This is a genomic window from Phyllobacterium sp. SB3 (assembly GCF_040009165.1).
Classification (GTDB): domain Bacteria; phylum Pseudomonadota; class Alphaproteobacteria; order Rhizobiales; family Rhizobiaceae; genus Phyllobacterium.
Window position 1 is genome coordinate 185,446 of record NZ_JBDYKI010000004.1, and the last position, 20,963, is coordinate 206,408.

Consider the following 20,963-nt stretch of genomic DNA (forward strand, 5'->3'; position numbering starts at 1 on the left):
ACGGCAATTAATTTTCTGAAAATGGGATCATTCGATTTATGGTATTATGAATATTGCCCGGATATAATCTGTTGATAGCGACGGATTCATCCAAAGGAAAATGCTATTCGAATGTGAGCCAACTTTCGCCTTGAACCAGCTTGCCGCCATGTTCACAGCTGTCAGTGACGCGGGCAATTTTCTTGCCATCGATTTTTGCGACTGATGAGCCGCCAGTAATTGCAGCTGTTGTCGGAACGCCGCTGCAAAGGCATTTATCTGTAACCGTTGCAATTGGAATGCCGTTAACTTTGACAAAGCTCTGTCCGGTTGAAACAACCGGTCCGCCAACATGCGGGCGAGGGCCGGGATCAACCATGGGGCAGGTATGCATGTGGCCTTTGAGTGTTACAGGCATTGCAGGCATTTCACTTCCTCATTCTTCAATTCCGAGAGCTTCGTTTCACTCTCATTTTGATTTCATACCAGGATAGACTGTATTTGAGAGAAACATCTCGTCCAATGGGTGTTCAATCTCCATGCCAAAATCAATATAGATAGAATCTCGCTGAATGGTCGAGTGTATCTCACGTTAAAACTCTGCAGTTCTTTTCTGATGGCTACCAGATTTCGTGCTGTTATGCGGGTTTGTCCGATAATCTCTGCGGACTTTACCGTTCTGAGCGATTTAACTGGACGTCAGATTTCGTCTTGATGATTTTCCTCCTGCCGGAGCAGCACGCAATCTCTTTTCTCAAGCGAAATCTGCGGGTGAATTCGATATGCGGACAGTATTCTCTGCTGCTTGATATTTACCTTTCCAAGCGTATGGATAAGTGCCGTGTGTTCTGCATCGATAATAGTCCAGGCGTTGCGAAGCTGCAAAGCTGTGATAACTACCTGCATTGCCTCCGTGGCAAGGCCATCACCAGCTCTTTTGGGTGACATCAGTCCACCCAACTCCTCGTCGGGGCCAACTTGGATGAACCCGATGGGAACAGTTGGGTCGGATCGGTCTGCCCCCACAAAAGTACGAAGTCCTCGGTCACGAGCCTCACGCCATTCAACAATCGCAAAATGGGTGTCGGCATCAGTGAAAGGTCGAAATGGACTGAAGTGACAGGTAACGGGATCCGATAAAAGTGCATGTAGCCCCGGTGCATCGGAATAGACTGGCTGGCGCAAAATAAGGCGATGGGTTTCAATCCGGTCCGGATCGCCTTGGCTGGAAAATATCGAAGTTTGTGTATCTTGTGTCATTTAATCACTACCAAACGAAACAGGTTATTTTCCTCAGACATTCTCTCTGCAGAGTTCGTGTCCATTAGCTGTCCCGGCCCGTCGGGCATTGCTGCTTACTTCGCCGGAGCGGCATTCTTGTCGAGGGGCAGATCAACATTCATCTCCGCGTCCGCGACTTTGATTTCAAACACAGGCGCATCACTTTTAACGAAAGTCAGCCTCACAAGCTTTTCGTAGGTCTCGCCGCCTTGGACGCCTCCCTCGAGCAACTCAAAGGTTAGCTGATATTTTCCAGCACCGAGCACCGTGGGCCGTTCGTCCATGATCGAAGCGATGACAACTTGGTTTTGTGGTATCTCAAAGGGTACTAAAATCACGCGCGAGGGCTCCCCCGATAGCTCGCTTCTCTCATTTTCGGTGAGCACCTCGACAAAAGCAGTATCACCGTCTGGTACGGCAAAAGAAACGCTACCTTCGCGCCAGGAAAACCCTTGCGTATATTGACGATCGTTCCAGTCGTTAAAAGGGTTCTCGAGATCGGGGTCGAACACGGCGATCTGCGCATAGCTTATGGTGAGAGGAAAACGTTCGGTCATTGTTTATGGTCCTATTACTATTGTAGCCTTGCACCCATCCGGATATCTCGTTGCCGGTCTCAGCTGATTACCTATCGATGCGCCAGATCCCATATTATCACTGGCTGTGATATTACGCACACTCGCTCCGGCACCGCCTTCCAAAAACATCGCTGGCGGATACTCGTCTGGCTGTTTACCGGGCTCACGGGGAAATCTACCTATTGAAGCCTGTCGGCGAGCGGTAGCGCCGCCTCTATCAATGGTCAATGTCATTGGTTGACCTGCCGCTTGCGCATCGAGGATATGATTTGCACTTTCGGGGTAAGCCGATTGTGAGACAACTACAGTTTTGTGACAAGGGCATTGTCCGGTAGCACAGGCGGCAGCCGCCGTCGCTGCTAGCCCCTTTGCAATTTCCTGAGCTCTCCTCATCTGCTCTGCCCTCTGTTCGGGCGTCAGGGTCGGTGAGAGAGCTCCGGCTGCGACAGAGTTGACAGGCGTATCTCCGGTTAAAATAAGGCCCGTGCCGACAACTGCCGCACCAGCCAGCAAGGTTCCAGTCGATATTGTTGCGCCAGTTGCCGCTGTTCCAGCGACAACGGTTGTAGTCGCCGCTGTTCCCGCAAGGACTGCGCCGCCGCCTCCCGCTCCCGCTAAAACGGGAACTCCCAAACCGAGAAAAGGCATCAACCAACCTCGTTAATTGTACTTGCAAGTCGATTCATTTGATGGAGTAGAGTTTCGACATTCTCGTCAGGGGTACCCGGACCCGAGTGCAAGAATGCCCGGATTTTCGGTTGATGCTCGAACTGATCTCCACTGGCGAGCATCATGTATCCCCAGATACTCAACGATCGCTCTTGCGTGAGCCCAAGTTTGTTACCCGATTGCTCATAACGCAAAACTCGGTCATTCAGCTCTTGCTCGCTCATGGTCGCTGTTTCGTGCGGCGCCATATCTCTGAGATGCTTGGACATCCGTTGGCAGTAAGAGGCCTCGTGCCGGGCTTCAATAGTTTCAAGCTGATCAGCGTAGATAGTCAGAGTACCACGCGGGGCCGTTGGAAGACCCTCTGGCCTTGGCACGCGTGTGAGCCCACCATTGTCGACGGCATTCATGAAAATCGTTTCCGCAGGTCCGAACAGATAAGCGAACTGCCTGACGTCAAACAATCGCACGATAGGGGCGAGAACGTTGGAATCCCAGTGCCGGAACAGCACTCGTTCATATTTGATGGGCTTACCTGAGTGACCGTCATTATTCCGAATGCGGTTGTCAGGTATCAGGACCTCATTGATGCTTCTCAAGTGTTGCCACAATGCCTGCTCGCCTTCAGGACAAGACCAGAACACGGCGCACGGCTTTGCAAGTGCCAATTCCTCTATTTGGTCATACGCTCTGCGATTGTTCAGAGCAACCAGCCAAGGTCCTTCTCGACGAATGTCCTCATTACCGCCTTTCAGGAACAGCGAACGGCTGGATATACCGACATCCGCCAACTCATCTTCCAAATCGTCAAAATGGCCGCCATCGAGCACAGCAAACAATGGCCTCGGCAATCTGTCGAGTACGGCACGAAACGTACGTGCAGTGGTTTCAGCATTGGGGGGGGTGGACAAAGGCTCTGCCATCAGTGACCTCACGAACGCACAAAAGTTGTCTGGGATTGAGACATCGTCTTAAGGCATGACGCACCTTTGCCAGGTCCGCCCTTTTTGAAGTTGATCGCGTTGCCTTCGATGTCGATTTTAAGTGCGTAGAGCTTGATACCCTTCTTGTTGAGGGTGATATATCCGCCGGGAGTAGAAAGGCGTATCTCGTCATCAGCATAGATTTCCCAGGTCTTGGCTTCGCCATGATATTTCTCGCCGGAAACAATATTATAAAGCTTGCCAACCTCGACTTTGATTGTTTCGCCGACCTTGGTGTTTTGCTCTTTACCAATCTGGGTGAAGTGGGTTGATCCAATATTCGTTACCTTGCTCACGCCTATCTGCTCGGCTCGGGCAACGCCGATGGTGTCGGATTTGAAATTGCCGACGATGGTATTCATGATACCGGGCAGTTGGAACAGGGCGCCGGTGGCTTGACCCATGCCATCACCTGATGCCGCAAGGGCTGTGCCCTGGTCTGAGCGTGGGCTTGGTCCAGAGACAACGCCATCCCGTGACCCAAGCCCCGTCGCCGAAAGAAAGCCGAGTGCAGATTGGCCCAGCGACATGGCGAAGTTGACAAGGTTGGGGGCTCCGCCTGCTGTTTGTCCTGCCTGCTGCATCAGTCCCGCAGTCTGTCCGGCTAGCCCAGCCATTTGCGAGACGAGAGCGAGTGCATTCCCGCCGGTCCCGCCAACCACCATATTCATTGAGCCGCCAATCTCGTGCTTCTGGTGTCCCGCGACCTCAACAGCCCGGTTGGCACCCACAGAAGAGACCTCATTGGCGTCCACACGCTTTGTCCGGTTATTGAGAACCCGTGTCGTCTGATCCTTTTGGGCATGGAAGAACTGGTTTTCTTTCCCCGCCTCATCTTCAAACGACAGCTCGTTAAAGCCTTTACCCTTATGTGTGTTTGACCGGATGACCGTACGTGTCTTGTTAACAGGCAGATCGTAAGGAACCTTCGTGCTCGGATTTGGCACGATGCCAGTCACGACCGGCCGGTCGGGGTCACCTTCGAGATAGGTGACCATGACTTCCATGCCGATGCGAGGAATGATCTGCGCGCCGAACCCGGCACCCGCCCATGACTGCATCACGCGAATCCAGCAGGTGTCCGAACCATCCTTCTTGGCGCGCTTGCGCTGCCAGGGAAACCACACCTTGATCTGGCCAAATTCATTGGGGTGGATTTCTTCGCCCTTTGGTCCGGCAACAATGGCAACCTGGGACCCATCGATGCGCGGGCGAGGGGTAGAGCGGTGCGGAGTAGCGGGGAGGCGCGACGGCAAAGCAACGAATGAATTTTCGTATTCAAGCTCGCCGCCTTCCACGGTTTCGTAGGAGTGATCGACAATGACATGTCTTATTGCTGTAATGACATATTCTTCAAATGCATGATCCGCATGCGATACTTCGTACGGCTTGAATTTGCGCCCGGCAGCAAGAGTGCGAATTGAAGAGCCACCATTGATCTTCTCATGGTCAGCTTCCACAGCCTGCATGCGTAGCTTTGATGCCTGTTCATTGGAAGTCGTATCCAGCGCTTTCGCCGGATATTCAAACAATTCATATTCGGCATTGCCGGGTAACGAAACCAGAGAACTTGCAACTGCCCCTTGCGCGTCAGTCGGCTTCTGAAAATTCCAGTCGCCTGTAGCACGCTTGCCGGGAGTGAACTGATAGCTGCGCTGGAAGCTGGTGATATGATTGCGATCCGATGAGCCAGCCGCCAGACGTACATCGGTTTCGGGGCCTTCCGTGTAACCGAACGGGTGACTTGCCACATGCAGCGTGTGGGAGCCTTCCTCATGTTCGAACCAGAGGAAAATGCCGTCAACCTCAAGCCGTCTGGTCAGGTAGGCCAAATCGGTCTCACCATATTGCACGCTGTAGTGTTCGGGAGCAGGGGGCGTGACGATGCCACCTGTAACGGCACCTTTGATCCCGTGTTCTTTCAGTAGTGTTTCGAGAATTTGAACAGAGCTTTGGTCCATCCAGATTCTGTGGTCACTGCGCTGGGACAGCAACCAAAGGTGCGGGCGCACGATCAATCGATAGGTACGCAAGCCACGCGATACAGGCGGCCCTTCCATCAGCTCCGTGACAAGTCCGTTCCATGGGCGGCGCTGGCCAATAGCGATCTCGAGCGACAGATCAACCATCTTGCCGACGATTTCATCCGGCTTGATATCAGTACGTTTGGATTTGACGACAACTTCAATTTCAAAAAGGCCGTTGATCTGTTCGTGAACGATCATCTTCTCCGGCAGCATTATATCCTCTCCAAACGGAGTGGATATGCGCAAAAGTCGATCAGCCTGCGTCAAGCCTGCATCGAAGAACTCATATTCCATACTATGCCTTTAGATTTACGACTTTGTATTTAGAGGTCTACGAAAATGTTACGCAGGGAATAGTACAAATGCAACCTGCGGTATCAGGCCGGATGCAAACCTATCCATCCCGATGTAATGCACCTTATAAATTTGCTGACTGTAGATTTGATGACAAGCGGCAATTATTCATTGAACTCTATCATCGCGATCTGGCCAGTCAGCGCATTCTTATAGGCGGACAGGTGGGGTTCTTCAGTTGGTTCTTCTGTCAGGGTGCCGATTTCAAGCAGTTCTGCTTCGTCATAACCTTCGTTGGCGAGAATCTGCAGCGCGAAATCTACAAGGCCCTCGGAATCATCCCTCATAAGAAGAAGGTGAACCTGACGCGGTTCTTCCTGTTTGGCTTTCCACACGTCCGCAACGACCAGATGAACGATTTTTAGCTCCGGATTGTCCGTTGGCATTGGTTTGATTCCCGATTCTTCGATTTCTGAGGGGAGAATAGACAGAACGGGTCTGTGTGGCACCCGAGTCGCCGAGAATCCCTGTGAAGAAAACGAAATTTAACTTGAATTAATGATTGTCTGGCGAAACTATCGGTCTTCGGACTGCAAAAGCGCCAGCAAATGCTGCGCGCTTCAAGAATATTTGGGGTTCAGGCTTGACGAAAGGCCGGAACACCAGTATCAGCAGCCCATCTGAGCCGATGTGAGATTGGTCATTTCGGAGCGACACGCTCTGGAGTTCATCTCAAACAGGGTTCGTTTTACGAACGAAATGCAATTTGCCGCTCGCATGAGGCCTAACTGGCTTCCTCTGCTTTTATTCGGGCAACCACCCTCGCGGTGGTTTAGTTGCCCGAATTCGTGCATGAGCATGGCGCTGAAACGGCCCTGACGGGCGAAGATACGAGATTTGTGCCGAAGCGCTAGCGCTTTGATACGCATTACAAAGAGGGAAGGTTGAATGCCTACCGTAAACCAGTTGATCCGCAAGCCGCGCACTGCGCCGGTAAAGCGCAATAAAGTCCCTGCATTGCAGGAAAACCCGCAAAAGCGCGGCGTTTGCACTCGCGTCTATACGACGACACCGAAGAAGCCGAACTCGGCTCTCCGTAAGGTCGCCAAGGTGCGTTTGACCAACGGCTTCGAAGTTATCGGATATATTCCGGGTGAGGGTCACAACCTTCAGGAGCACTCTGTCGTGATGATCCGCGGCGGCCGTGTAAAGGATTTGCCGGGTGTTCGTTACCACATCATCCGTGGTGTTCTGGATACACAGGGCGTCAAGAACCGTAAGCAGCGCCGTTCCAAGTACGGTGCGAAGCGTCCGAAGTAAGATTTTCCGGGACTTTGGCCACCAGGTAGGTCAACCCGATGCAGATAAGAGACAAAGAATATGTCCAGACGCCATAGTGCAGAAAAGCGTGAGATCAACCCGGATCCAAAGTTCGGTGATCTCGTTCTGACAAAGTTCATGAATGCAGTCATGCATCATGGCAAGAAGTCGATTGCCGAACGTATCGTTTACGGTGCGCTTGAGTCAGTCGAAGCCAAGAGCAAGCAGGAGCCGGTTGCCCTGTTCCATCAGGCTCTCGACAATGTAGCGCCGCACGTAGAAGTACGTTCACGCCGCGTTGGTGGTGCGACTTACCAGGTGCCGGTCGATGTTCGTCCGGAGCGCCGTCAGGCTCTTGCAATCCGTTGGCTGATCAATGCAGCCCGTGGCCGCAACGAGACGACAATGGTTGATCGCCTTTCCGGTGAGCTTTTGGATGCTGCAAACAACCGCGGCTCAGCTGTGAAGAAGCGTGAAGACACGCATCGCATGGCAGAAGCCAACCGCGCATTCTCGCATTACCGCTGGTAATCGTCGAAACCCTATTCTTAGAGGCACCAGATCATGGCCCGCGAATATAAAATCGAAGACTACCGTAACTTCGGTATCATGGCGCACATCGACGCCGGCAAGACAACGACTACCGAGCGTATTCTTTATTACACCGGCAAGTCGCACAAAATCGGTGAAGTCCATGACGGCGCCGCTACGATGGATTGGATGGAGCAGGAGCAGGAGCGTGGTATCACGATCACTTCCGCTGCAACCACGACTTACTGGACAGGTCGTGATGGCAAGAAGCGCCGCTTCAACATCATCGACACTCCTGGCCACGTTGACTTCACGATTGAAGTAGAGCGCTCGCTGCGCGTTCTCGACGGTGCGATTGCATTGCTCGATGCCAACGCCGGTGTAGAGCCGCAGACTGAAACCGTATGGCGTCAGGCTGAGAAATATCATGTTCCACGTATGATCTTCGTCAACAAGATGGACAAGACCGGCGCCGATTTCTATCGCTGCGTTGATATGGTCAAGACACGTCTTGGTGCCAAGGCACTCGTCATGCAGCTGCCAATCGGCGCTGAGACAGAGTTCAAGGGCGTTATCGATCTGATCGAGATGAAGGCGCTTGTATGGCGTGACGAACAGCTCGGTGCTGAATGGGATGTCGTAGAAATTCCAGCTGATCTCAAGGATCGTGCTGAAGAATTCCGCGAAAAGCTCATCGAAACCGCTGTTGAAGTCGACGAAGCTGCTACCGAGGCTTACCTCGAAGGCAACATGCCAGACAATGACAAGCTGCGTGAACTGATCCGTATCGGTACATGCCGCGTTGACTTCCATCCGGTATTCTGCGGTTCGGCATTCAAGAACAAAGGCGTTCAGCCTCTGCTCGACGGTGTTGTTGACTTCCTGCCTTCGCCTGTTGACGTTCCTGCGATCAAGGGCATCGATCCGAAGACCGATGCGGAAACAGTTCGCAAGTCGTCCGACGAAGAGCCACTGTCAATGCTCGCGTTCAAGATCATGAACGATCCATTCGTTGGCTCGCTGACATTCTGCCGTATCTATTCCGGCAAGCTGACCAAGGGCATTTCACTTGACAATACAGTCAAGGAAAAGCGCGAACGTATCGGCCGTATGTTGCAGATGCATTCGAATTCACGTGAAGACATCGAAGAAGCGTTTGCCGGCGACATCGTTGCTCTGGCAGGCCTCAAGGAAACCACAACAGGCGATACGCTTTGCGATCCTCTGAAGCCGGTTATTCTTGAACGCATGATCTTCCCTGAGCCGGTCATCGAAATCTCGATCGAACCAAAGACCAAGGCCGACCAGGAAAAGATGGGCCTCGCGCTCAATCGTCTTGCTGCTGAAGATCCTTCATTCCGCGTCAAGTCGGATGAAGAATCAGGTCAGACAATCATCGCCGGCATGGGCGAGCTTCATCTCGACATTCTCGTTGACCGTATGCGTCGCGAATTCAAGGTTGAAGCGAATGTTGGTCAGCCTCAGGTTGCCTACCGTGAATCGATCACCCGCAAGGCTGAAATCGACTACACGCATAAGAAGCAGTCCGGCGGTTCGGGTCAGTTTGCCCGTATCAAGGTTATCTTCGAGCCGCATGAAGGTGATGATTTCATCTTTGAATCGAAGATTGTCGGTGGTGCTGTTCCTAAAGAATACATCCCGGGTGTTGAAAAAGGCATCCAGAGTGTCATGGGTGCGGGTCCGCTCGCAGGCTTCCCGATGCTCGGCGTGAAAGCCACGCTGATCGACGGTGCCTACCATGATGTCGACTCCTCGGTTCTCGCCTTCGAAATCGCAGCTCGCGCTGCATTCCGCGAAGGTGCGCAGAAGGCAGGTGCCCAGCTGCTCGAGCCGATCATGAAGGTCGAGGTTGTTACGCCTGAAGATTACGTCGGTGACGTGATTGGCGATCTGAATTCACGTCGTGGTCAGATTTCGGGTACCGAAGCGCGTGGTATTGCCACTGTCGTCAATGCAAACGTCCCGCTGGCCAACATGTTTGGTTATGTGAGCAACCTGCGTTCGATGAGCCAGGGCCGTGCACAGTACACCATGCAGTTCGACCACTACGAACCTGTCCCGGCAGCAGTCGCGCAGGAAATTCAGAAGAAGTTTGCGTAACCAACAGGTTGCGCTTGACAGTTGAAGTTAAGCCTGAGCAGGCGAACATATAACGGAGAGCTCAGATGGCTAAGAGCAAGTTTGAACGTAATAAGCCGCACGTAAACATCGGCACGATTGGTCACGTTGACCATGGCAAGACGTCGTTGACGGCAGCGATTACGAAGTATTTCGGTGAGTACAAGGCGTATGACCAGATCGACGCTGCACCTGAAGAGAAGGCACGCGGCATCACCATTTCGACGGCACACGTTGAATATGAGACGCCTGCACGTCACTATGCCCACGTTGATTGCCCGGGCCACGCCGATTATGTGAAGAACATGATCACCGGCGCAGCGCAGATGGACGGCGCGATCCTGGTTGTTTCGGCCGCTGACGGCCCGATGCCCCAGACCCGCGAGCACATTCTGCTTGCCCGTCAGGTTGGTGTTCCTGCGATCGTCGTGTTCCTGAACAAGGTTGATCAGGTTGACGATGCCGAGTTGCTCGAACTGGTTGAACTTGAGGTTCGCGAGCTTCTTTCCAAGTACGACTTCCCGGGCGACGATGTACCGATCGTCAAGGGTTCTGCTTTGGCCGCGCTTGAAGACAGCAACAAGGAAATCGGCGAAGACGCAGTTCGCGCGCTGATGGCTGAAGTTGACAAGTACATCCCAACGCCAGAGCGTCCGATTGACCAGCCATTCCTGATGCCGATCGAAGACGTTTTCTCGATCTCGGGTCGTGGTACGGTTGTGACTGGCCGCGTTGAGCGCGGGATTGTCAAGGTCGGTGAAGAAGTTGAAATCATCGGCATCAAGGCGACCGCCAAGACGACGGTTACCGGCGTTGAAATGTTCCGCAAGCTGCTCGATCAGGGCCAGGCCGGCGACAACATCGGTGCACTGGTTCGCGGTGTTGGCCGTGAAGACGTTGAACGTGGTCAGATCCTTGCCAAGCCAGGTTCGGTCAAGCCGCACACGAAGTTCAAGGCAGAAGCCTATATCCTGACGAAGGACGAAGGTGGCCGTCATACGCCATTCTTCTCCAACTACCGTCCGCAGTTCTACTTCCGCACGACCGACGTGACGGGCGTAGTGACTTTGCCGGAAGGCACGGAAATGGTCATGCCTGGCGACAACATCTCGGTTGATGTGACGCTGATCGTGCCAATCGCCATGGAAGAGAAGCTGCGCTTCGCTATCCGTGAAGGTGGCCGCACGGTCGGTGCAGGCATCGTCGCTTCGATCATTGAGTAAATTAAGGTTTTATGCGGAAGACGCCTGTTATAGGGCGTCTCCGCTAAACAAGGAAAAGATGAAATGAACGGTCAAAACATCCGCATTCGCCTCAAGGCGTTTGATCATCGGATCCTTGACGATTCGACGCGGGAAATCGTGTCGACTGCCAAGCGTACCGGTGCCAATGTGCGCGGACCGATCCCGCTACCTACACGGATCGAGAAGTTCACGGTTAACCGCTCGCCGCACATCGACAAGAAGAGCCGCGAGCAGTTCGAGATGCGCACACATAAGCGTCTTCTCGATATCGTAGACCCAACCCCGCAAACTGTAGACGCGCTGATGAAGCTCGATCTGTCTGCTGGTGTTGATGTCGAGATCAAGCTGTAAGGCTTGAGGACGGAAGGATGAACCGATGCGTTCAGGTGTAATTGCACAGAAACTGGGTATGACTCGCGTCTACAACGACGCTGGCGAGCATGTGCCGGTAACAGTTCTTCGCATGGAGAACTGCCAGGTTGTGGCTCAGCGTACAGTCGAGAAGAATGGCTACACTGCCGTTCAGCTCGGTGTTGGTCTGGCCAAGGTAAAGAATACGACGAAGAGCTTGCGCGGTCATTTCGCGACAGCTTCGGTCGAGCCAAAGGCGAAAGTAGCGGAATTCCGCGTCTCTGCTGACAATCTTCTTGATGTCGGCGTCGAGATCACCGCCGAACATTATGTTGCAGGCCAGAAGGTCGATGTGACTGGTACTTCAATCGGTAAGGGTTTTGCCGGTTCGATGAAGCGCCATAACTTCGGCGGTCACCGCGCAACACACGGTAACTCGGTTACTCACCGCGCTCACGGTTCTACCGGTCAGCGTCAGGACCCGGGTAAAGTGTTCAAGGGCAAGAAGATGGCCGGTCATATGGGTTCAACCCGTATCACCACCCAGAACATCGAAGTTGTTTCGACTGATCTGGATCGCGGCCTTATTCTGGTTCGTGGTGCTGTTCCTGGTTCGAAGGGTGCATGGATACTGGTACGTGATGCCGTCAAGGTAGCGCTTCCAGATAATGCTCCGAAGCCAGCTGGCCTTCGCGCATTGATTGACGATGCCGCAAACGCCGCAGCAGCTGTGTCTGATGCAGAAGTAGCGCAGACAACTGAGGGGGCCGAATAATGGATCTCACGATTACAACACTTGAAGGCGCGGACGCCGGCAAGCTGAAACTCTCCGAAGAGATTTTTGGTCTTGAGCCACGCGACGACATCCTTCAGCGCATGGTCCGCTATCAGCTTGCCCGCAAGCAGCAGGGCACGCACAAGGCAAAGACCCGTTCGGAAATCGCACGGACAGGCGCCAAGATGTACAAGCAGAAGGGTACGGGCCGCGCTCGTCACCATTCAGCCCGTGCACCGCAGTTCCGTGGTGGTGGTAAGGCTCATGGCCCGGTTGTTCACAGCCATGCTCATGACCTGCCGAAGAAGGTACGCGCTCTTGCGCTTCGTCATGCCCTGTCCGCCAAGGTCAAGGCATCCGATCTGATCATCATCGATGATCTGCTCGCGACGGAAGCCAAGACAAAGACACTTGTTTCGCAGTTCGCCAAGCTCGGCTTGCAGAATGCGCTCCTTATCGGCGGTGCCGAAATCGATGCGAATTTCGCTCGTGCAGCTTCGAACATCCCGAACATCGACGTCCTGCCAATTCAGGGCATCAATGTTTACGACATTCTGCGTCGCGGCAAGCTCGTGCTTTCCAAAGCTGCAGTTGAAGCACTCGAGGAGCGTTTCAAATGACCGATCTTCGCCACTACGACGTGATCGTCAGCCCGGTTATCACTGAAAAGTCGACCATGGTTTCGGAAAACAACCAGGTTGTTTTCAATGTAGCCAAGAAGGCGACGAAGCCGGAAATCAAGGCCGCAGTCGAAGCGCTTTTCCGCGTGAAGGTTACTGCAGTCAATACTTCTGTGCGCAAAGGCAAGGTGAAGCGTTTTCGCGGCATCGTCGGACGCCAGAGTGATGTCAAGAAAGCAGTCGTGACATTGGCCGAAGGCCAGTCAATCGACATTTCGACTGGTCTCTGAGGGGCCGTGGAGTAAAGACAATGGCACTCAAACATTATAATCCAACCACGCCAAGCCAGCGCCAGCTGGTCATCGTGGACCGTTCGGAGCTTTACAAGGGCAAGCCTGTCAAGGCTTTGACCGAAGGTCTGTCGTCGAAGGGTGGTCGTAACAACACTGGTCGCATTACCGTGCGTTTCCAGGGTGGCGGTCACAAGCGCACATACCGCTTCGTTGATTTCAAGCGCCGCAAGCATGATGTGGCTGCCAAGGTTGAACGCCTTGAATACGATCCGAACCGGACCGCGTTCATCGCGCTTATCCGCTACGAAGATGGCGAACTGAGCTACATCCTGGCTCCGCAGCGTCTTGCAGTTGGCGACAGTGTTATTGCCGGCGCACAGACAGACGTGAAGCCAGGCAATGCAATGCCATTGTCAGCAATGCCGGTCGGCACCATCATCCACAATGTGGAAATGAAGCCAGGCAAGGGCGGTCAGATCGCCCGTTCGGCAGGTACATATGCGCAGCTCGTTGGCCGCGACCAGGGAATGGCGATCCTTCGCCTGAACTCGGGCGAACAGCGTCTTGTACATGGTTCTTGCTTTGCAACGGTTGGTGCAGTATCGAACCCCGACCACGGCAACATCAACCTTGGTAAAGCAGGTCGCAGCCGTTGGCTCGGTCGCAAGCCTCACAATCGTGGTGTTACCATGAACCCGGTCGATCACCCCCATGGTGGTGGTGAAGGCCGTACGTCAGGTGGACGTCATCCGGTTACTCCGTGGGGCAAGCCTACGAAGGGCAAGAAGACGCGCTCCAATAAGTCGACGGACAAGTTTATCGCTCGTTCGCGTCATCAGCGCAAGAAGTAAGAGAGGTAGTCTGAAATGGCTCGTTCAGTTTGGAAAGGCCCGTTCATCGATGGCTATCTTCTCAAGAAGGCTGAGAAGGTACGTGAGGGCGGTCGCAGTGAAGTTATCAAGATCTGGAGCCGTCGCTCCACGATCCTGCCACAGTTCGTCGGTCTGACCTTCGGTGTGTACAACGGTAACAAGCATGTGCCGGTTTCGGTCAACGAAGAGATGATCGGACACAAGTTTGGTGAATTCGCTCCGACGCGTACCTATTACGGTCATGGCGCGGACAAGAAAGCGAAGAGGAAATAACGATGGGCAAGGCTAAGGCTCCGCGCCAGCTAAAGGACAACGAGGCGAAAGCCGTTGCCCGTACGCTCCGCATCAGCCCTCAGAAGCTTAATCTGGTGGCTGCTCTGATCCGTGGCAAGAAGGTTAATGCCGCTCTTGCCGATCTGGAATTTTCGCGCAAGCGGATTGCAGGAACGGTGAAAAAGACTCTCGAATCAGCTATCGCCAACGCAGAGAACAACCATGATTTGGATGTTGATGCTCTGGTTGTTGCTGAAGCCTATGTAGGCAAGTCAATCGTGATGAAGCGTTTCCACGTTCGTGGTCGCGGTCGTGCAAGCCGGATCGAGAAGCCATTCTCGCATCTGACGATCGTTGTTCGCGAAGCTGAGGAAAAAGGGGAGGCCGCATAATGGGCCAGAAGATTAATCCGATTGGTTTCCGCCTGGGCATCAATCGCACTTGGGACTCGCGTTGGTATGCGAACACAGGTGAATATGGCAAGTTGCTGCACGAAGACCTGAAGATCCGCAAGTATCTGATGGACGAACTGAAGCAGGCTGCCATTTCCAAGGTAGTTATCGAGCGTCCGCACAAGAAGTGCCGCGTTACGATCCACGCTGCCCGTCCGGGTCTGATCATCGGCAAGAAGGGCGCCGATATCGAGAAGTTGCGCAAGAAACTGTCAGAAATGACCAATGCGGACACAACTCTCAATATCGTCGAAGTCCGCAAGCCAGAGACAGACGCTGTACTGGTTGCCCAGTCGATCGCGCAGCAGCTTGAACGCCGCGTCGCTTTCCGCCGTGCCATGAAGCGTGCCGTTCAGTCGGCAATGCGTCTTGGTGCAGAAGGCATTCGTATCAATTGCTCGGGCCGTCTTGGCGGTGCGGAAATTGCGCGTATGGAATGGTACCGTGAAGGCCGCGTGCCTCTGCATACCCTTCGTGCCGATATCGATTACGGAACTGCTGAAGCGCAGACTGCCTATGGCATTTGCGGCGTCAAGGTCTGGGTATTCAAGGGCGAAATCCTTGAGCATGACCCAATGGCTTCGGAACGCCGTGCTGTTGAAGGTGATGCCAGCCATCAGGGTTCAGGCCGTCGCCGCGAAAACGCTTAAAATAGCGTCTTTCGGAAACGAGAATTTTGGAGTAGAGAACAATGCTGCAGCCTAAGCGCACAAAGTTCCGTAAGCAGTTCAAGGGCCGTATCCACGGCGCGTCGAAGGGCGGCACGGATCTGAATTTTGGTGCTTTCGGCCTGAAGGCCCTCGAGCCGAACCGCGTTACAGCGCGTGAGATCGAGGCCGCTCGCCGTGCAATTACCCGTCACATGAAACGTGCCGGTCGCGTGTGGATCCGGATTTTCCCGGATGTGCCGGTAACATCCAAGCCTACCGAAGTCCGCATGGGTAAGGGTAAAGGTTCGGTTGATTATTGGGCGTCCCGTGTCGCACCAGGCCGCATCATGTTCGAGCTCGACGGCGTTTCGGAAGAAATCGCCCGTGAGGCACTTCGCCTCGGAGCGGCGAAACTTTCGGTCAAGACGCGCTTTATTCAGCGCATCGCAGAATAAGGGGTGGATGTTATGAAATCCGCAGAAGTCCGGGCCTTGAGCCTCGATCAGTTGAATGAAGAACTTGGTTCGCTGAAGAAAGAGCAGTTTAACCTGCGCTTCCAGAAGGCAACCGGCCAGTTGGAAAAAACCGCTCGCGTTCGGCAGATCCGCCGTGATATTGCGCGCATTAAAACTGTCGCCCGCCAAAAAGCGGTCGAGAGCAAGGCTTAAGGAAGAAAACCATGCCTAAACGCATTCTGCAGGGCGTTGTCGTGAGCGACAAAAACGACAAGACCATTGTGGTCAAGGTCGAGCGGCGCTATTCGCACCCGCTCCTCCAGAAGACTGTGCGCCAGTCCAAGAAGTACAAGGCGCATGATGAGAGCAACCAGTTCAAGGTTGGCGACCTGGTTTCCATCGAGGAATCCAAGCCAATTTCGAAAGACAAGTGTTGGGTTGTCGTAACTGACGCCCCGGCAAGCTAATATTAATATCTGTATGTAAGTACGCACAATCGCGAGGGGCAAGGAAAGTCCAGTCCGGTTGAACAAGAAGAAGGCGGCTAGTCATGATTCAGATGCAAACAAACCTCGACGTGGCGGATAATTCCGGCGCACGTCGTGTCATGTGCATCAAGGTGCTGGGCGGCTCGAAGCGGAAATATGCTTCGGTCGGCGACATTATTGTCGTTTCGATCAAGGAAGCAATTCCGCGCGGCCGCGTTAAAAAGGGTGACGTGATGAAAGCTGTGGTTGTTCGCACAGCCAAGGACATCCGTCGCGCAGATGGTAGCGTAATTCGTTTCGACAAGAACGCTGCTGTTTTGATCGACAATAAGAAAGAGCCTATCGGCACGCGTATCTTCGGACCGGTTCCGCGCGAACTTCGCGCAAAGAGCCACATGAAGATCATCTCGCTGGCTCCAGAAGTTTTGTAAGGAGCAGACGATGCAGAAGATCCGTAAAGGCGACCGCGTTGTCGTTCTAGCTGGTAAGGACAAGGGCCGTACCGGCGAAGTAATCAAAGTTTTGCCGAAGGATGAGCAGGCGCTCGTTCGCGGCGTTAATCTTGTAAAGCGTCACCAGAAGCAGACACAGAGCCAGGAAGCCGGCATCATTTCGAAAGAAGCGCCGCTCCATCTGTCGAACATCGCTATTGCTGACAAGGACGGAAAGCCAACCCGCGTTGGTTTCAAGGTTCTTGAAGACGGCAAGAAGGTACGTGTAGCAAAGCGTTCAGGAGATCTGATCGATGGCTGATGCAAACATTACACCTCGTCTGAAGACACAGTACTTCGACGTGGTTCGTAAAGCTCTTCTCGAAGAGTTCAAATACGAAAACGAAATGCAGATCCCGCGCATCACCAAGGTTGTTCTCAACATGGGTGTAGGCGAAGCAACAGCTGACTCTAAGAAGCCAACTGTCGCAGCTGAAGATCTGGCATTGATTGCTGGCCAGAAGCCGGTTATTACCCGTGCGCGCAATTCGATCGCTACCTTCAAGGTACGTGAGAATATGCCGATCGGAACGAAGGTAACTCTTCGCAAAGAGCGCATGTACGAATTCATCGACCGTCTGATCACGATCGCACTACCGCGCGTTCGAGATTTCCGCGGCCTGAATCCAAAGAGCTTTGACGGTCGTGGCAACTTCGCCATGGGCATCAAGGAACACATTGTGTTCCCGGAAATCAACTACGATAAGGTTGATCAGATCTGGGGCATGGACATCATCGTTTGCACGACTGCAAAAACGGATGATGAAGCCCGCGCTCTTCTGCGCGCCTTCAACTTCCCTTTCCGCCAGTAACGGCAAGCGTAGCGAGGTATTTGAAATGGCAAAGACGAGCGCAGTCGAAAAGAACAAGCGCCGCGGTCTTCTGGTTAAGCGTTTCGCTGCAAAGCGGGCGCGCCTGAAGGCTGTCGTGATGAATCAGTCGCTTCCTCTGGATGAGCGCTTCCGCGCAACCATCCAGCTGGCAGAACTGCCACGCAATTCCACCAAGGTCCGCATTCGCAATCGTTGCGAAGTGTCGGGTCGTCCGCGCGGTTATTACCGCAAGATCAAAATGTCGCGTATCGCATTGCGCCAGCTGGGTTCGCTCGGTCAGGTGCCTGGCATCGTGAAATCGAGCTGGTAAGGAGAGAACGCGATGTCTATGACAGATCCTCTCGGCGATATGCTGACACGTATCCGTAACGCAATCATGCGCAAGAAGGGCAAGGTTTCAACACCAGCCTCCAAGCTTCGCGCCCGCGTTCTGGATGTTCTTCAGTCCGAAGGCTATATCCGCGGATACAGCCAGGTAGACTTCGACAACGGCAAGTCCGAAATCGAAATCGAACTGAAGTATTTTGAGAATGTACCGGTAATTCGTGAAATTACCCGTATTTCGAAGCCCGGTCGCCGCGTTTACGTGTCGGTCAAGTCGATCCCGCAGGTTGCGAACGGTCTTGGTATTTCGATCCTGTCAACGCCTAAGGGCGTTATGGCAGACCATGAGGCACGTGAACAGAATGTCGGCGGCGAACTGCTCTGCCGTATATTCTAATCACCGGCTTGAAAAGGTTTGAAAAATGTCTCGTATCGGTAAAAAACCAGTGGCAGTCCCGCAAGGCGTAACAGCCAGCGTAGACGGCCAGACCATCAAGGCCAAAGGCCCGAAGGGTGAATTGTCCTTCGTTGCCAATGACGACGTAGTGGTCAAGTTCGAAGACGGTGCCGTCAGCGTTAATCCGCGTGACGGTTCCAAAGTCGCCCGTTCAAAGTGGGGCATGAGCCGCACTATGGTCGTCAACATCTTCACAGGTGTTAAGGACGGTTTTGAAAAGCGTCTTGAAATCAGCGGCGTCGGCTATCGTGCAGCCATGCAGGGCAAGAACCTGCAGCTGTCACTTGGCTTCAGCCACGAAGTTGTCTATCAGGTGCCGGAAGGCATCACTGTTGCAGTGCCAAAGCCGACGGAAATCGTCGTCACAGGTATCGACAAGCAGCAGGTAGGCCAGGTCGCAGCTGAGATTCGCGAATATCGTAGCCCAGAGCCTTACAAGGGCAAGGGCGTGAAATATGCGGGCGAGAAGATCGTTCGCAAAGAAGGTAAGAAGAAGTAAGGAACTCGTGTCATGGCATCGCCGAAAGAAATCATTCAGCGTCGCGCTTCGCGTGTTCGCCGCCAGCTCAAGGCGGTTGCCGGTGACCGTCCGCGGCTCAGCGTCCACCGTTCTTCAAAGAATATCTATGCGCAGATCATCGATGACGCGCATGGTCACACTATTGCATCCGCATCCACTCTCGAAGCTGACCTCAAGGGCAAGCTGAAGACCGGTGCAGATTCGGATGCAGCGGCACTGGTTGGCAAGCTCGTTGCAGAGCGCGCTGTCAAGGCCGGCATCAAGGAAGTTGTCTTCGATCGTGGCGCCTATATTTACCACGGCCGAGTGAAGGCACTTGCTGAAGCAGCCCGCGAAGCCGGTCTTAGTTTCTAAGACCTGGTTTTCAGGGTAAAGACTTTCGAAGTCCGGGACTGCAAGGGCTCGTCTCTTGTAAGCCGGACTTCGCGTACTAAACTGTTACCGCGATCTATGTGGACCCAAATCATATCCACGGCGCTGTAATGTCATTCGTGCTACCGGAAAAGAAAAAGGAATTAGGAGCATGGCACAGGAAAAGAGAGGCCGCGACGATCGTGGTGGCCGTAACGAAGAGCGCGATAGCGAATTCGTTGACAAGCTTGTACACATCAACCGTGTTGCAAAAGTCGTAAAGGGCGGCCGTCGTTTCGGTTTTGCTGCTCTCGTCGTTGTTGGCGATCAGAAGGGCCGCGTTGGCTTCGGTCATGGCAAGGCGCGCGAAGTGCCGGAAGCTATCCGCAAGGCAACTGAAGCTGCCAAGCGCGAAATGATTTTCGTACCGCTGCGTTCAGGCCGTACATTGCATCACGATGTGCATGGCCGTCATGGCGCCGGCAAGGTTCTGCTTCGCGCAGCAACGGCTGGTACAGGTATCATCGCCGGTGGTCCAATGCGCGCAGTCTTCGAGACTCTCGGCGTACAGGACGTTGTTGCCAAGTCGCTCGGTTCGTCGAACCCATACAACATGGTTCGCGCGACATTCGATGCTCTCAAGCATCAGATGCACCCGAAGGACATCGCTGCACAGCGCGGTATCAAGTATTCGACACTGCAGGCTCGCCGCCGCGATGTGGTCGGTTCGGAAGAATAGGCCATAAGTGGCGCAGCAGGGCAGGGTCTCGGCTCTTGCTCACTGTAGAGACTAAAGGACAAAGTCATGGTTGAGAAGAAGAAGGGTAAGACGGTTACGGTCGAACAGATCGGCAGCCCTATCCGCCGTCCGGCAGAACAGCGTGCAACGCTCGTTGGCTTGGGCCTCAATAAAATGCATCGTCGTCGCACACTTGAAGATACGCCTTCAATTCGCGGCATGATTGCCAAGGTTCAACATCTCGTCCGCGTCGTGGACGAGGCTTGATACCGGAGATTAGACAAATGAAACTCAATGATCTGAGTGAAAATCCAGGCGCAACCAAGGCCCGCAAGCGCGTCGGCCGTGGTATCGGTTCTGGTTCCGGCAAGACAGCCGGTCGTGGTGTCAAGGGTCAGAAGTCCCGTTCCGGCGTTGCCATTAACGGCTTCGAAGGCGGACAGATGCCAGTTTACCGTCGCTTGCCAAAGCGCGGTTTCACCAACATCTTCTCGAAGAACTTCAACACCGTTTCGGTCGGCCGCGTGCAGACTGCAATCGATGCCAAGAAGCTCGACCCGAAGGCGACTGTCACGATCGAAGCCCTCAAGGCTGCCGGCATTATCCGCCGCGCCAAGGATGGTGTTCGTCTTCTGTCAGACGGCGAAATCACGACTGCGGTAACCTTCGAAGTTTCCGGTGCATCCAAGGTCGCGATCGAAAAGATCGAAAAGGCCGGCGGCACAGTCAAGCTGCCAGCTGCACCTGCAGCAGCAGAATAAATAAGAACAGACAAGCGGCGATCTTTACGATCGCCGCTTGTACCTTTTCTTCCCGCATCATATCTGGGGTAGGACCGTCGATTCCCCCCAAACGGGTAAAGAACGGGCTCTAACGCGATTTCAGGAAAAGTGGCTGCCGGTTTTCCGCTCGAAATTGCGAAAGAACAAAAGTTGGAGCGGGATACTGCTCTGACGGCACAGACCGGAGACTAT

At 53.8% G+C, this 20,963-nt stretch carries 32 protein-coding genes; 25 read left to right on the forward strand and 7 right to left on the reverse strand.

What is annotated here, in order from left to right; genetic code table 11:
- Positions 1–103: 103 nt before the first annotated feature.
- The 7 genes from ABKW30_RS16295 to ABKW30_RS16325 all read right to left on the reverse strand — a co-directional run bounded on the left by ABKW30_RS16295 (position 104) and on the right by ABKW30_RS16325 (position 6,257).
- Positions 104–406: a PAAR domain-containing protein gene (locus tag ABKW30_RS16295; protein WP_348599977.1), complete on the reverse strand. Its 303-nt coding sequence runs from the start codon at positions 404–406 to the stop codon at positions 104–106.
- A gap of 272 nt (positions 407–678) precedes the next feature.
- Positions 679–1,239 carry a GNAT family N-acetyltransferase gene (locus tag ABKW30_RS16300; protein ID WP_348599978.1) on the reverse strand — a complete coding sequence of 187 codons (561 nt, stop codon included), beginning with the start codon at positions 1,237–1,239 and terminating at the stop codon, positions 679–681.
- 95 nt (positions 1,240–1,334) lie between these two features.
- A complete protein-coding gene (gene comJ, locus ABKW30_RS16305) occupies positions 1,335–1,817 on the reverse strand; it encodes a competence protein ComJ (RefSeq protein WP_348599979.1) in 483 nt (160 codons plus the stop codon).
- 3 nt (positions 1,818–1,820) lie between these two features.
- Positions 1,821–2,486, reverse strand: coding sequence for a NucA/NucB deoxyribonuclease domain-containing protein (locus ABKW30_RS16310; protein ID WP_348599980.1), 666 nt, complete (start codon positions 2,484–2,486; stop codon positions 1,821–1,823).
- Positions 2,486–3,430, reverse strand: coding sequence for a DUF4123 domain-containing protein (locus tag ABKW30_RS16315; RefSeq protein WP_348599981.1), 945 nt, complete (start codon positions 3,428–3,430; stop codon positions 2,486–2,488). The genes ABKW30_RS16310 and ABKW30_RS16315 overlap by 1 nt, the downstream gene beginning before the upstream one ends.
- 8 nt (positions 3,431–3,438) lie before the next feature.
- Positions 3,439–5,811 (reverse strand): type VI secretion system tip protein TssI/VgrG, encoded by a 2,373-nt coding sequence (gene tssI / locus ABKW30_RS16320; RefSeq protein WP_348599982.1) that lies wholly within the window; start codon positions 5,809–5,811, stop codon positions 3,439–3,441.
- A 164-nt stretch (positions 5,812–5,975) separates the two neighbouring features.
- A complete protein-coding gene (locus ABKW30_RS16325) occupies positions 5,976–6,257 on the reverse strand; it encodes a hypothetical protein (protein WP_348599983.1) in 282 nt (93 codons plus the stop codon).
- 502 nt (positions 6,258–6,759) lie between these two features.
- On the opposite strand from ABKW30_RS16325, the gene rpsL reads away from it, so the two are divergent.
- The 25 genes from rpsL to rplO all read left to right on the forward strand — a co-directional run bounded on the left by rpsL (position 6,760) and on the right by rplO (position 20,750).
- On the forward strand, positions 6,760–7,131 hold the full coding sequence (rpsL, locus tag ABKW30_RS16330) for a 30S ribosomal protein S12 (protein ID WP_008121760.1): 372 nt from the start codon (positions 6,760–6,762) through the stop codon (positions 7,129–7,131).
- A 60-nt stretch (positions 7,132–7,191) separates the two neighbouring features.
- Positions 7,192–7,662 (forward strand): 30S ribosomal protein S7, encoded by a 471-nt coding sequence (rpsG, locus tag ABKW30_RS16335; RefSeq protein WP_008121762.1) that lies wholly within the window; start codon positions 7,192–7,194, stop codon positions 7,660–7,662.
- A gap of 33 nt (positions 7,663–7,695) precedes the next feature.
- Positions 7,696–9,783: an elongation factor G gene (gene fusA, locus ABKW30_RS16340; protein ID WP_348599984.1), complete on the forward strand. Its 2,088-nt coding sequence runs from the start codon at positions 7,696–7,698 to the stop codon at positions 9,781–9,783.
- 65 nt (positions 9,784–9,848) lie between these two features.
- Positions 9,849–11,024, forward strand: a complete 1,176-nt coding sequence (tuf, locus tag ABKW30_RS16345; RefSeq protein WP_348599973.1) for an elongation factor Tu — start codon at positions 9,849–9,851, stop codon at positions 11,022–11,024.
- Between the two features lie 63 nt (positions 11,025–11,087).
- A complete protein-coding gene (gene rpsJ / locus ABKW30_RS16350; RefSeq protein ID WP_008124902.1) occupies positions 11,088–11,396 on the forward strand; it encodes a 30S ribosomal protein S10 in 309 nt (102 codons plus the stop codon).
- 25 nt (positions 11,397–11,421) lie between these two features.
- The gene (gene rplC / locus ABKW30_RS16355) at positions 11,422–12,171 is read left to right on the forward strand and encodes a 50S ribosomal protein L3 (protein ID WP_008124903.1); all 750 of its coding nucleotides are present in this window, start codon (positions 11,422–11,424) and stop codon (positions 12,169–12,171) included.
- Entirely contained in the window at positions 12,171–12,791 is a 621-nt protein-coding gene (gene rplD, locus ABKW30_RS16360) for a 50S ribosomal protein L4 (protein WP_115055395.1), read from the forward strand. Before rplC ends, rplD begins: the two co-directional genes overlap by 1 nt.
- On the forward strand, positions 12,788–13,081 hold the full coding sequence (locus ABKW30_RS16365) for a 50S ribosomal protein L23 (protein ID WP_008124907.1): 294 nt from the start codon (positions 12,788–12,790) through the stop codon (positions 13,079–13,081). Before rplD ends, ABKW30_RS16365 begins: the two co-directional genes overlap by 4 nt.
- A gap of 20 nt (positions 13,082–13,101) precedes the next feature.
- Positions 13,102–13,935, forward strand: coding sequence for a 50S ribosomal protein L2 (gene rplB, locus ABKW30_RS16370; protein WP_008124910.1), 834 nt, complete (start codon positions 13,102–13,104; stop codon positions 13,933–13,935).
- A 15-nt stretch (positions 13,936–13,950) separates the two neighbouring features.
- The gene (gene rpsS, locus ABKW30_RS16375) at positions 13,951–14,229 is read left to right on the forward strand and encodes a 30S ribosomal protein S19 (protein ID WP_008124912.1); all 279 of its coding nucleotides are present in this window, start codon (positions 13,951–13,953) and stop codon (positions 14,227–14,229) included.
- Between the two features lie 2 nt (positions 14,230–14,231).
- Positions 14,232–14,621, forward strand: coding sequence for a 50S ribosomal protein L22 (gene rplV, locus ABKW30_RS16380; RefSeq protein WP_008124914.1), 390 nt, complete (start codon positions 14,232–14,234; stop codon positions 14,619–14,621).
- Complete coding sequence (rpsC, locus tag ABKW30_RS16385; protein ID WP_348599985.1) at positions 14,621–15,331, forward strand: 30S ribosomal protein S3; 711 nt, start codon at positions 14,621–14,623, stop codon at positions 15,329–15,331. Before rplV ends, rpsC begins: the two co-directional genes overlap by 1 nt.
- A 41-nt stretch (positions 15,332–15,372) precedes the next feature.
- Complete coding sequence (rplP, locus tag ABKW30_RS16390) at positions 15,373–15,786, forward strand: 50S ribosomal protein L16 (RefSeq protein WP_008124918.1); 414 nt, start codon at positions 15,373–15,375, stop codon at positions 15,784–15,786.
- Positions 15,787–15,798: 12 nt separating this feature from the next.
- Positions 15,799–15,999, forward strand: coding sequence for a 50S ribosomal protein L29 (gene rpmC, locus ABKW30_RS16395; protein WP_008124920.1), 201 nt, complete (start codon positions 15,799–15,801; stop codon positions 15,997–15,999).
- Between the two features lie 11 nt (positions 16,000–16,010).
- Positions 16,011–16,253 carry a 30S ribosomal protein S17 gene (gene rpsQ, locus ABKW30_RS16400; RefSeq protein ID WP_008124922.1) on the forward strand — a complete coding sequence of 81 codons (243 nt, stop codon included), beginning with the start codon at positions 16,011–16,013 and terminating at the stop codon, positions 16,251–16,253.
- Between the two features lie 83 nt (positions 16,254–16,336).
- Positions 16,337–16,705, forward strand: coding sequence for a 50S ribosomal protein L14 (gene rplN / locus ABKW30_RS16405; RefSeq protein ID WP_008124924.1), 369 nt, complete (start codon positions 16,337–16,339; stop codon positions 16,703–16,705).
- Positions 16,706–16,715: 10 nt separating this feature from the next.
- Positions 16,716–17,027, forward strand: coding sequence for a 50S ribosomal protein L24 (gene rplX, locus ABKW30_RS16410; RefSeq protein ID WP_008124927.1), 312 nt, complete (start codon positions 16,716–16,718; stop codon positions 17,025–17,027).
- Complete coding sequence (rplE, locus tag ABKW30_RS16415; RefSeq protein ID WP_115055386.1) at positions 17,020–17,577, forward strand: 50S ribosomal protein L5; 558 nt, start codon at positions 17,020–17,022, stop codon at positions 17,575–17,577. Before rplX ends, rplE begins: the two co-directional genes overlap by 8 nt.
- Before the next feature lie 25 nt (positions 17,578–17,602).
- Positions 17,603–17,908, forward strand: coding sequence for a 30S ribosomal protein S14 (gene rpsN, locus ABKW30_RS16420; RefSeq protein ID WP_008124931.1), 306 nt, complete (start codon positions 17,603–17,605; stop codon positions 17,906–17,908).
- Between the two features lie 12 nt (positions 17,909–17,920).
- A complete protein-coding gene (rpsH, locus tag ABKW30_RS16425) occupies positions 17,921–18,319 on the forward strand; it encodes a 30S ribosomal protein S8 (RefSeq protein WP_008124933.1) in 399 nt (132 codons plus the stop codon).
- A 25-nt stretch (positions 18,320–18,344) separates the two neighbouring features.
- The gene (rplF, locus tag ABKW30_RS16430; protein ID WP_348599986.1) at positions 18,345–18,878 is read left to right on the forward strand and encodes a 50S ribosomal protein L6; all 534 of its coding nucleotides are present in this window, start codon (positions 18,345–18,347) and stop codon (positions 18,876–18,878) included.
- Positions 18,879–18,890: 12 nt separating this feature from the next.
- Positions 18,891–19,253: a 50S ribosomal protein L18 gene (rplR, locus tag ABKW30_RS16435; RefSeq protein ID WP_008124937.1), complete on the forward strand. Its 363-nt coding sequence runs from the start codon at positions 18,891–18,893 to the stop codon at positions 19,251–19,253.
- Between the two features lie 169 nt (positions 19,254–19,422).
- Positions 19,423–19,989, forward strand: a complete 567-nt coding sequence (gene rpsE / locus ABKW30_RS16440) for a 30S ribosomal protein S5 (RefSeq protein ID WP_008124939.1) — start codon at positions 19,423–19,425, stop codon at positions 19,987–19,989.
- Between the two features lie 66 nt (positions 19,990–20,055).
- Positions 20,056–20,256, forward strand: coding sequence for a 50S ribosomal protein L30 (gene rpmD / locus ABKW30_RS16445; protein WP_008124941.1), 201 nt, complete (start codon positions 20,056–20,058; stop codon positions 20,254–20,256).
- A gap of 17 nt (positions 20,257–20,273) precedes the next feature.
- Positions 20,274–20,750, forward strand: a complete 477-nt coding sequence (rplO, locus tag ABKW30_RS16450; protein ID WP_348599987.1) for a 50S ribosomal protein L15 — start codon at positions 20,274–20,276, stop codon at positions 20,748–20,750.
- Positions 20,751–20,963: the final 213 nt, after the last annotated feature.

What these genes read in the sequence shown, in the direction of transcription:
- rplE (WP_115055386.1), top strand. Translation starts at nt 17,020, where the DNA reads ATGGCTGATGCAAACATTACACCTCGTCTGAAGACACAGTACTTCGAC.
- rplP (WP_008124918.1), top strand. Translation starts at nt 15,373, where the DNA reads ATGCTGCAGCCTAAGCGCACAAAGTTCCGTAAGCAGTTCAAGGGCCGT.
- rpsE (WP_008124939.1), top strand. Translation starts at nt 19,423, where the DNA reads ATGGCACAGGAAAAGAGAGGCCGCGACGATCGTGGTGGCCGTAACGAA.
- ABKW30_RS16310 (WP_348599980.1), bottom strand. Translation starts at nt 2,486, where the DNA reads ATGCCTTTTCTCGGTTTGGGAGTTCCCGTTTTAGCGGGAGCGGGAGGC.
- ABKW30_RS16315 (WP_348599981.1), bottom strand. Translation starts at nt 3,430, where the DNA reads ATGGCAGAGCCTTTGTCCACCCCCCCCAATGCTGAAACCACTGCACGT.
- ABKW30_RS16365 (WP_008124907.1), top strand. Translation starts at nt 12,788, where the DNA reads ATGACCGATCTTCGCCACTACGACGTGATCGTCAGCCCGGTTATCACT.
- rpsH (WP_008124933.1), top strand. Translation starts at nt 17,921, where the DNA reads ATGTCTATGACAGATCCTCTCGGCGATATGCTGACACGTATCCGTAAC.
- rplX (WP_008124927.1), top strand. Translation starts at nt 16,716, where the DNA reads ATGCAGAAGATCCGTAAAGGCGACCGCGTTGTCGTTCTAGCTGGTAAG.
- tssI (WP_348599982.1), bottom strand. Translation starts at nt 5,811, where the DNA reads ATGGAATATGAGTTCTTCGATGCAGGCTTGACGCAGGCTGATCGACTT.
- rpsG (WP_008121762.1), top strand. Translation starts at nt 7,192, where the DNA reads ATGTCCAGACGCCATAGTGCAGAAAAGCGTGAGATCAACCCGGATCCA.
- rpsQ (WP_008124922.1), top strand. Translation starts at nt 16,011, where the DNA reads ATGCCTAAACGCATTCTGCAGGGCGTTGTCGTGAGCGACAAAAACGAC.
- tuf (WP_348599973.1), top strand. Translation starts at nt 9,849, where the DNA reads ATGGCTAAGAGCAAGTTTGAACGTAATAAGCCGCACGTAAACATCGGC.
- rpsS (WP_008124912.1), top strand. Translation starts at nt 13,951, where the DNA reads ATGGCTCGTTCAGTTTGGAAAGGCCCGTTCATCGATGGCTATCTTCTC.
- rpsJ (WP_008124902.1), top strand. Translation starts at nt 11,088, where the DNA reads ATGAACGGTCAAAACATCCGCATTCGCCTCAAGGCGTTTGATCATCGG.
- ABKW30_RS16295 (WP_348599977.1), bottom strand. Translation starts at nt 406, where the DNA reads ATGCCTGCAATGCCTGTAACACTCAAAGGCCACATGCATACCTGCCCC.
- ABKW30_RS16300 (WP_348599978.1), bottom strand. Translation starts at nt 1,239, where the DNA reads ATGACACAAGATACACAAACTTCGATATTTTCCAGCCAAGGCGATCCG.
- rpmC (WP_008124920.1), top strand. Translation starts at nt 15,799, where the DNA reads ATGAAATCCGCAGAAGTCCGGGCCTTGAGCCTCGATCAGTTGAATGAA.
- rplC (WP_008124903.1), top strand. Translation starts at nt 11,422, where the DNA reads ATGCGTTCAGGTGTAATTGCACAGAAACTGGGTATGACTCGCGTCTAC.
- fusA (WP_348599984.1), top strand. Translation starts at nt 7,696, where the DNA reads ATGGCCCGCGAATATAAAATCGAAGACTACCGTAACTTCGGTATCATG.
- rpsC (WP_348599985.1), top strand. Translation starts at nt 14,621, where the DNA reads ATGGGCCAGAAGATTAATCCGATTGGTTTCCGCCTGGGCATCAATCGC.
- rplB (WP_008124910.1), top strand. Translation starts at nt 13,102, where the DNA reads ATGGCACTCAAACATTATAATCCAACCACGCCAAGCCAGCGCCAGCTG.
- rpsN (WP_008124931.1), top strand. Translation starts at nt 17,603, where the DNA reads ATGGCAAAGACGAGCGCAGTCGAAAAGAACAAGCGCCGCGGTCTTCTG.
- rpsL (WP_008121760.1), top strand. Translation starts at nt 6,760, where the DNA reads ATGCCTACCGTAAACCAGTTGATCCGCAAGCCGCGCACTGCGCCGGTA.
- rplO (WP_348599987.1), top strand. Translation starts at nt 20,274, where the DNA reads ATGAAACTCAATGATCTGAGTGAAAATCCAGGCGCAACCAAGGCCCGC.
- ABKW30_RS16325 (WP_348599983.1), bottom strand. Translation starts at nt 6,257, where the DNA reads ATGCCAACGGACAATCCGGAGCTAAAAATCGTTCATCTGGTCGTTGCG.
- comJ (WP_348599979.1), bottom strand. Translation starts at nt 1,817, where the DNA reads ATGACCGAACGTTTTCCTCTCACCATAAGCTATGCGCAGATCGCCGTG.
- rplD (WP_115055395.1), top strand. Translation starts at nt 12,171, where the DNA reads ATGGATCTCACGATTACAACACTTGAAGGCGCGGACGCCGGCAAGCTG.
- rplR (WP_008124937.1), top strand. Translation starts at nt 18,891, where the DNA reads ATGGCATCGCCGAAAGAAATCATTCAGCGTCGCGCTTCGCGTGTTCGC.
- rplV (WP_008124914.1), top strand. Translation starts at nt 14,232, where the DNA reads ATGGGCAAGGCTAAGGCTCCGCGCCAGCTAAAGGACAACGAGGCGAAA.
- rplN (WP_008124924.1), top strand. Translation starts at nt 16,337, where the DNA reads ATGATTCAGATGCAAACAAACCTCGACGTGGCGGATAATTCCGGCGCA.
- rpmD (WP_008124941.1), top strand. Translation starts at nt 20,056, where the DNA reads ATGGTTGAGAAGAAGAAGGGTAAGACGGTTACGGTCGAACAGATCGGC.
- rplF (WP_348599986.1), top strand. Translation starts at nt 18,345, where the DNA reads ATGTCTCGTATCGGTAAAAAACCAGTGGCAGTCCCGCAAGGCGTAACA.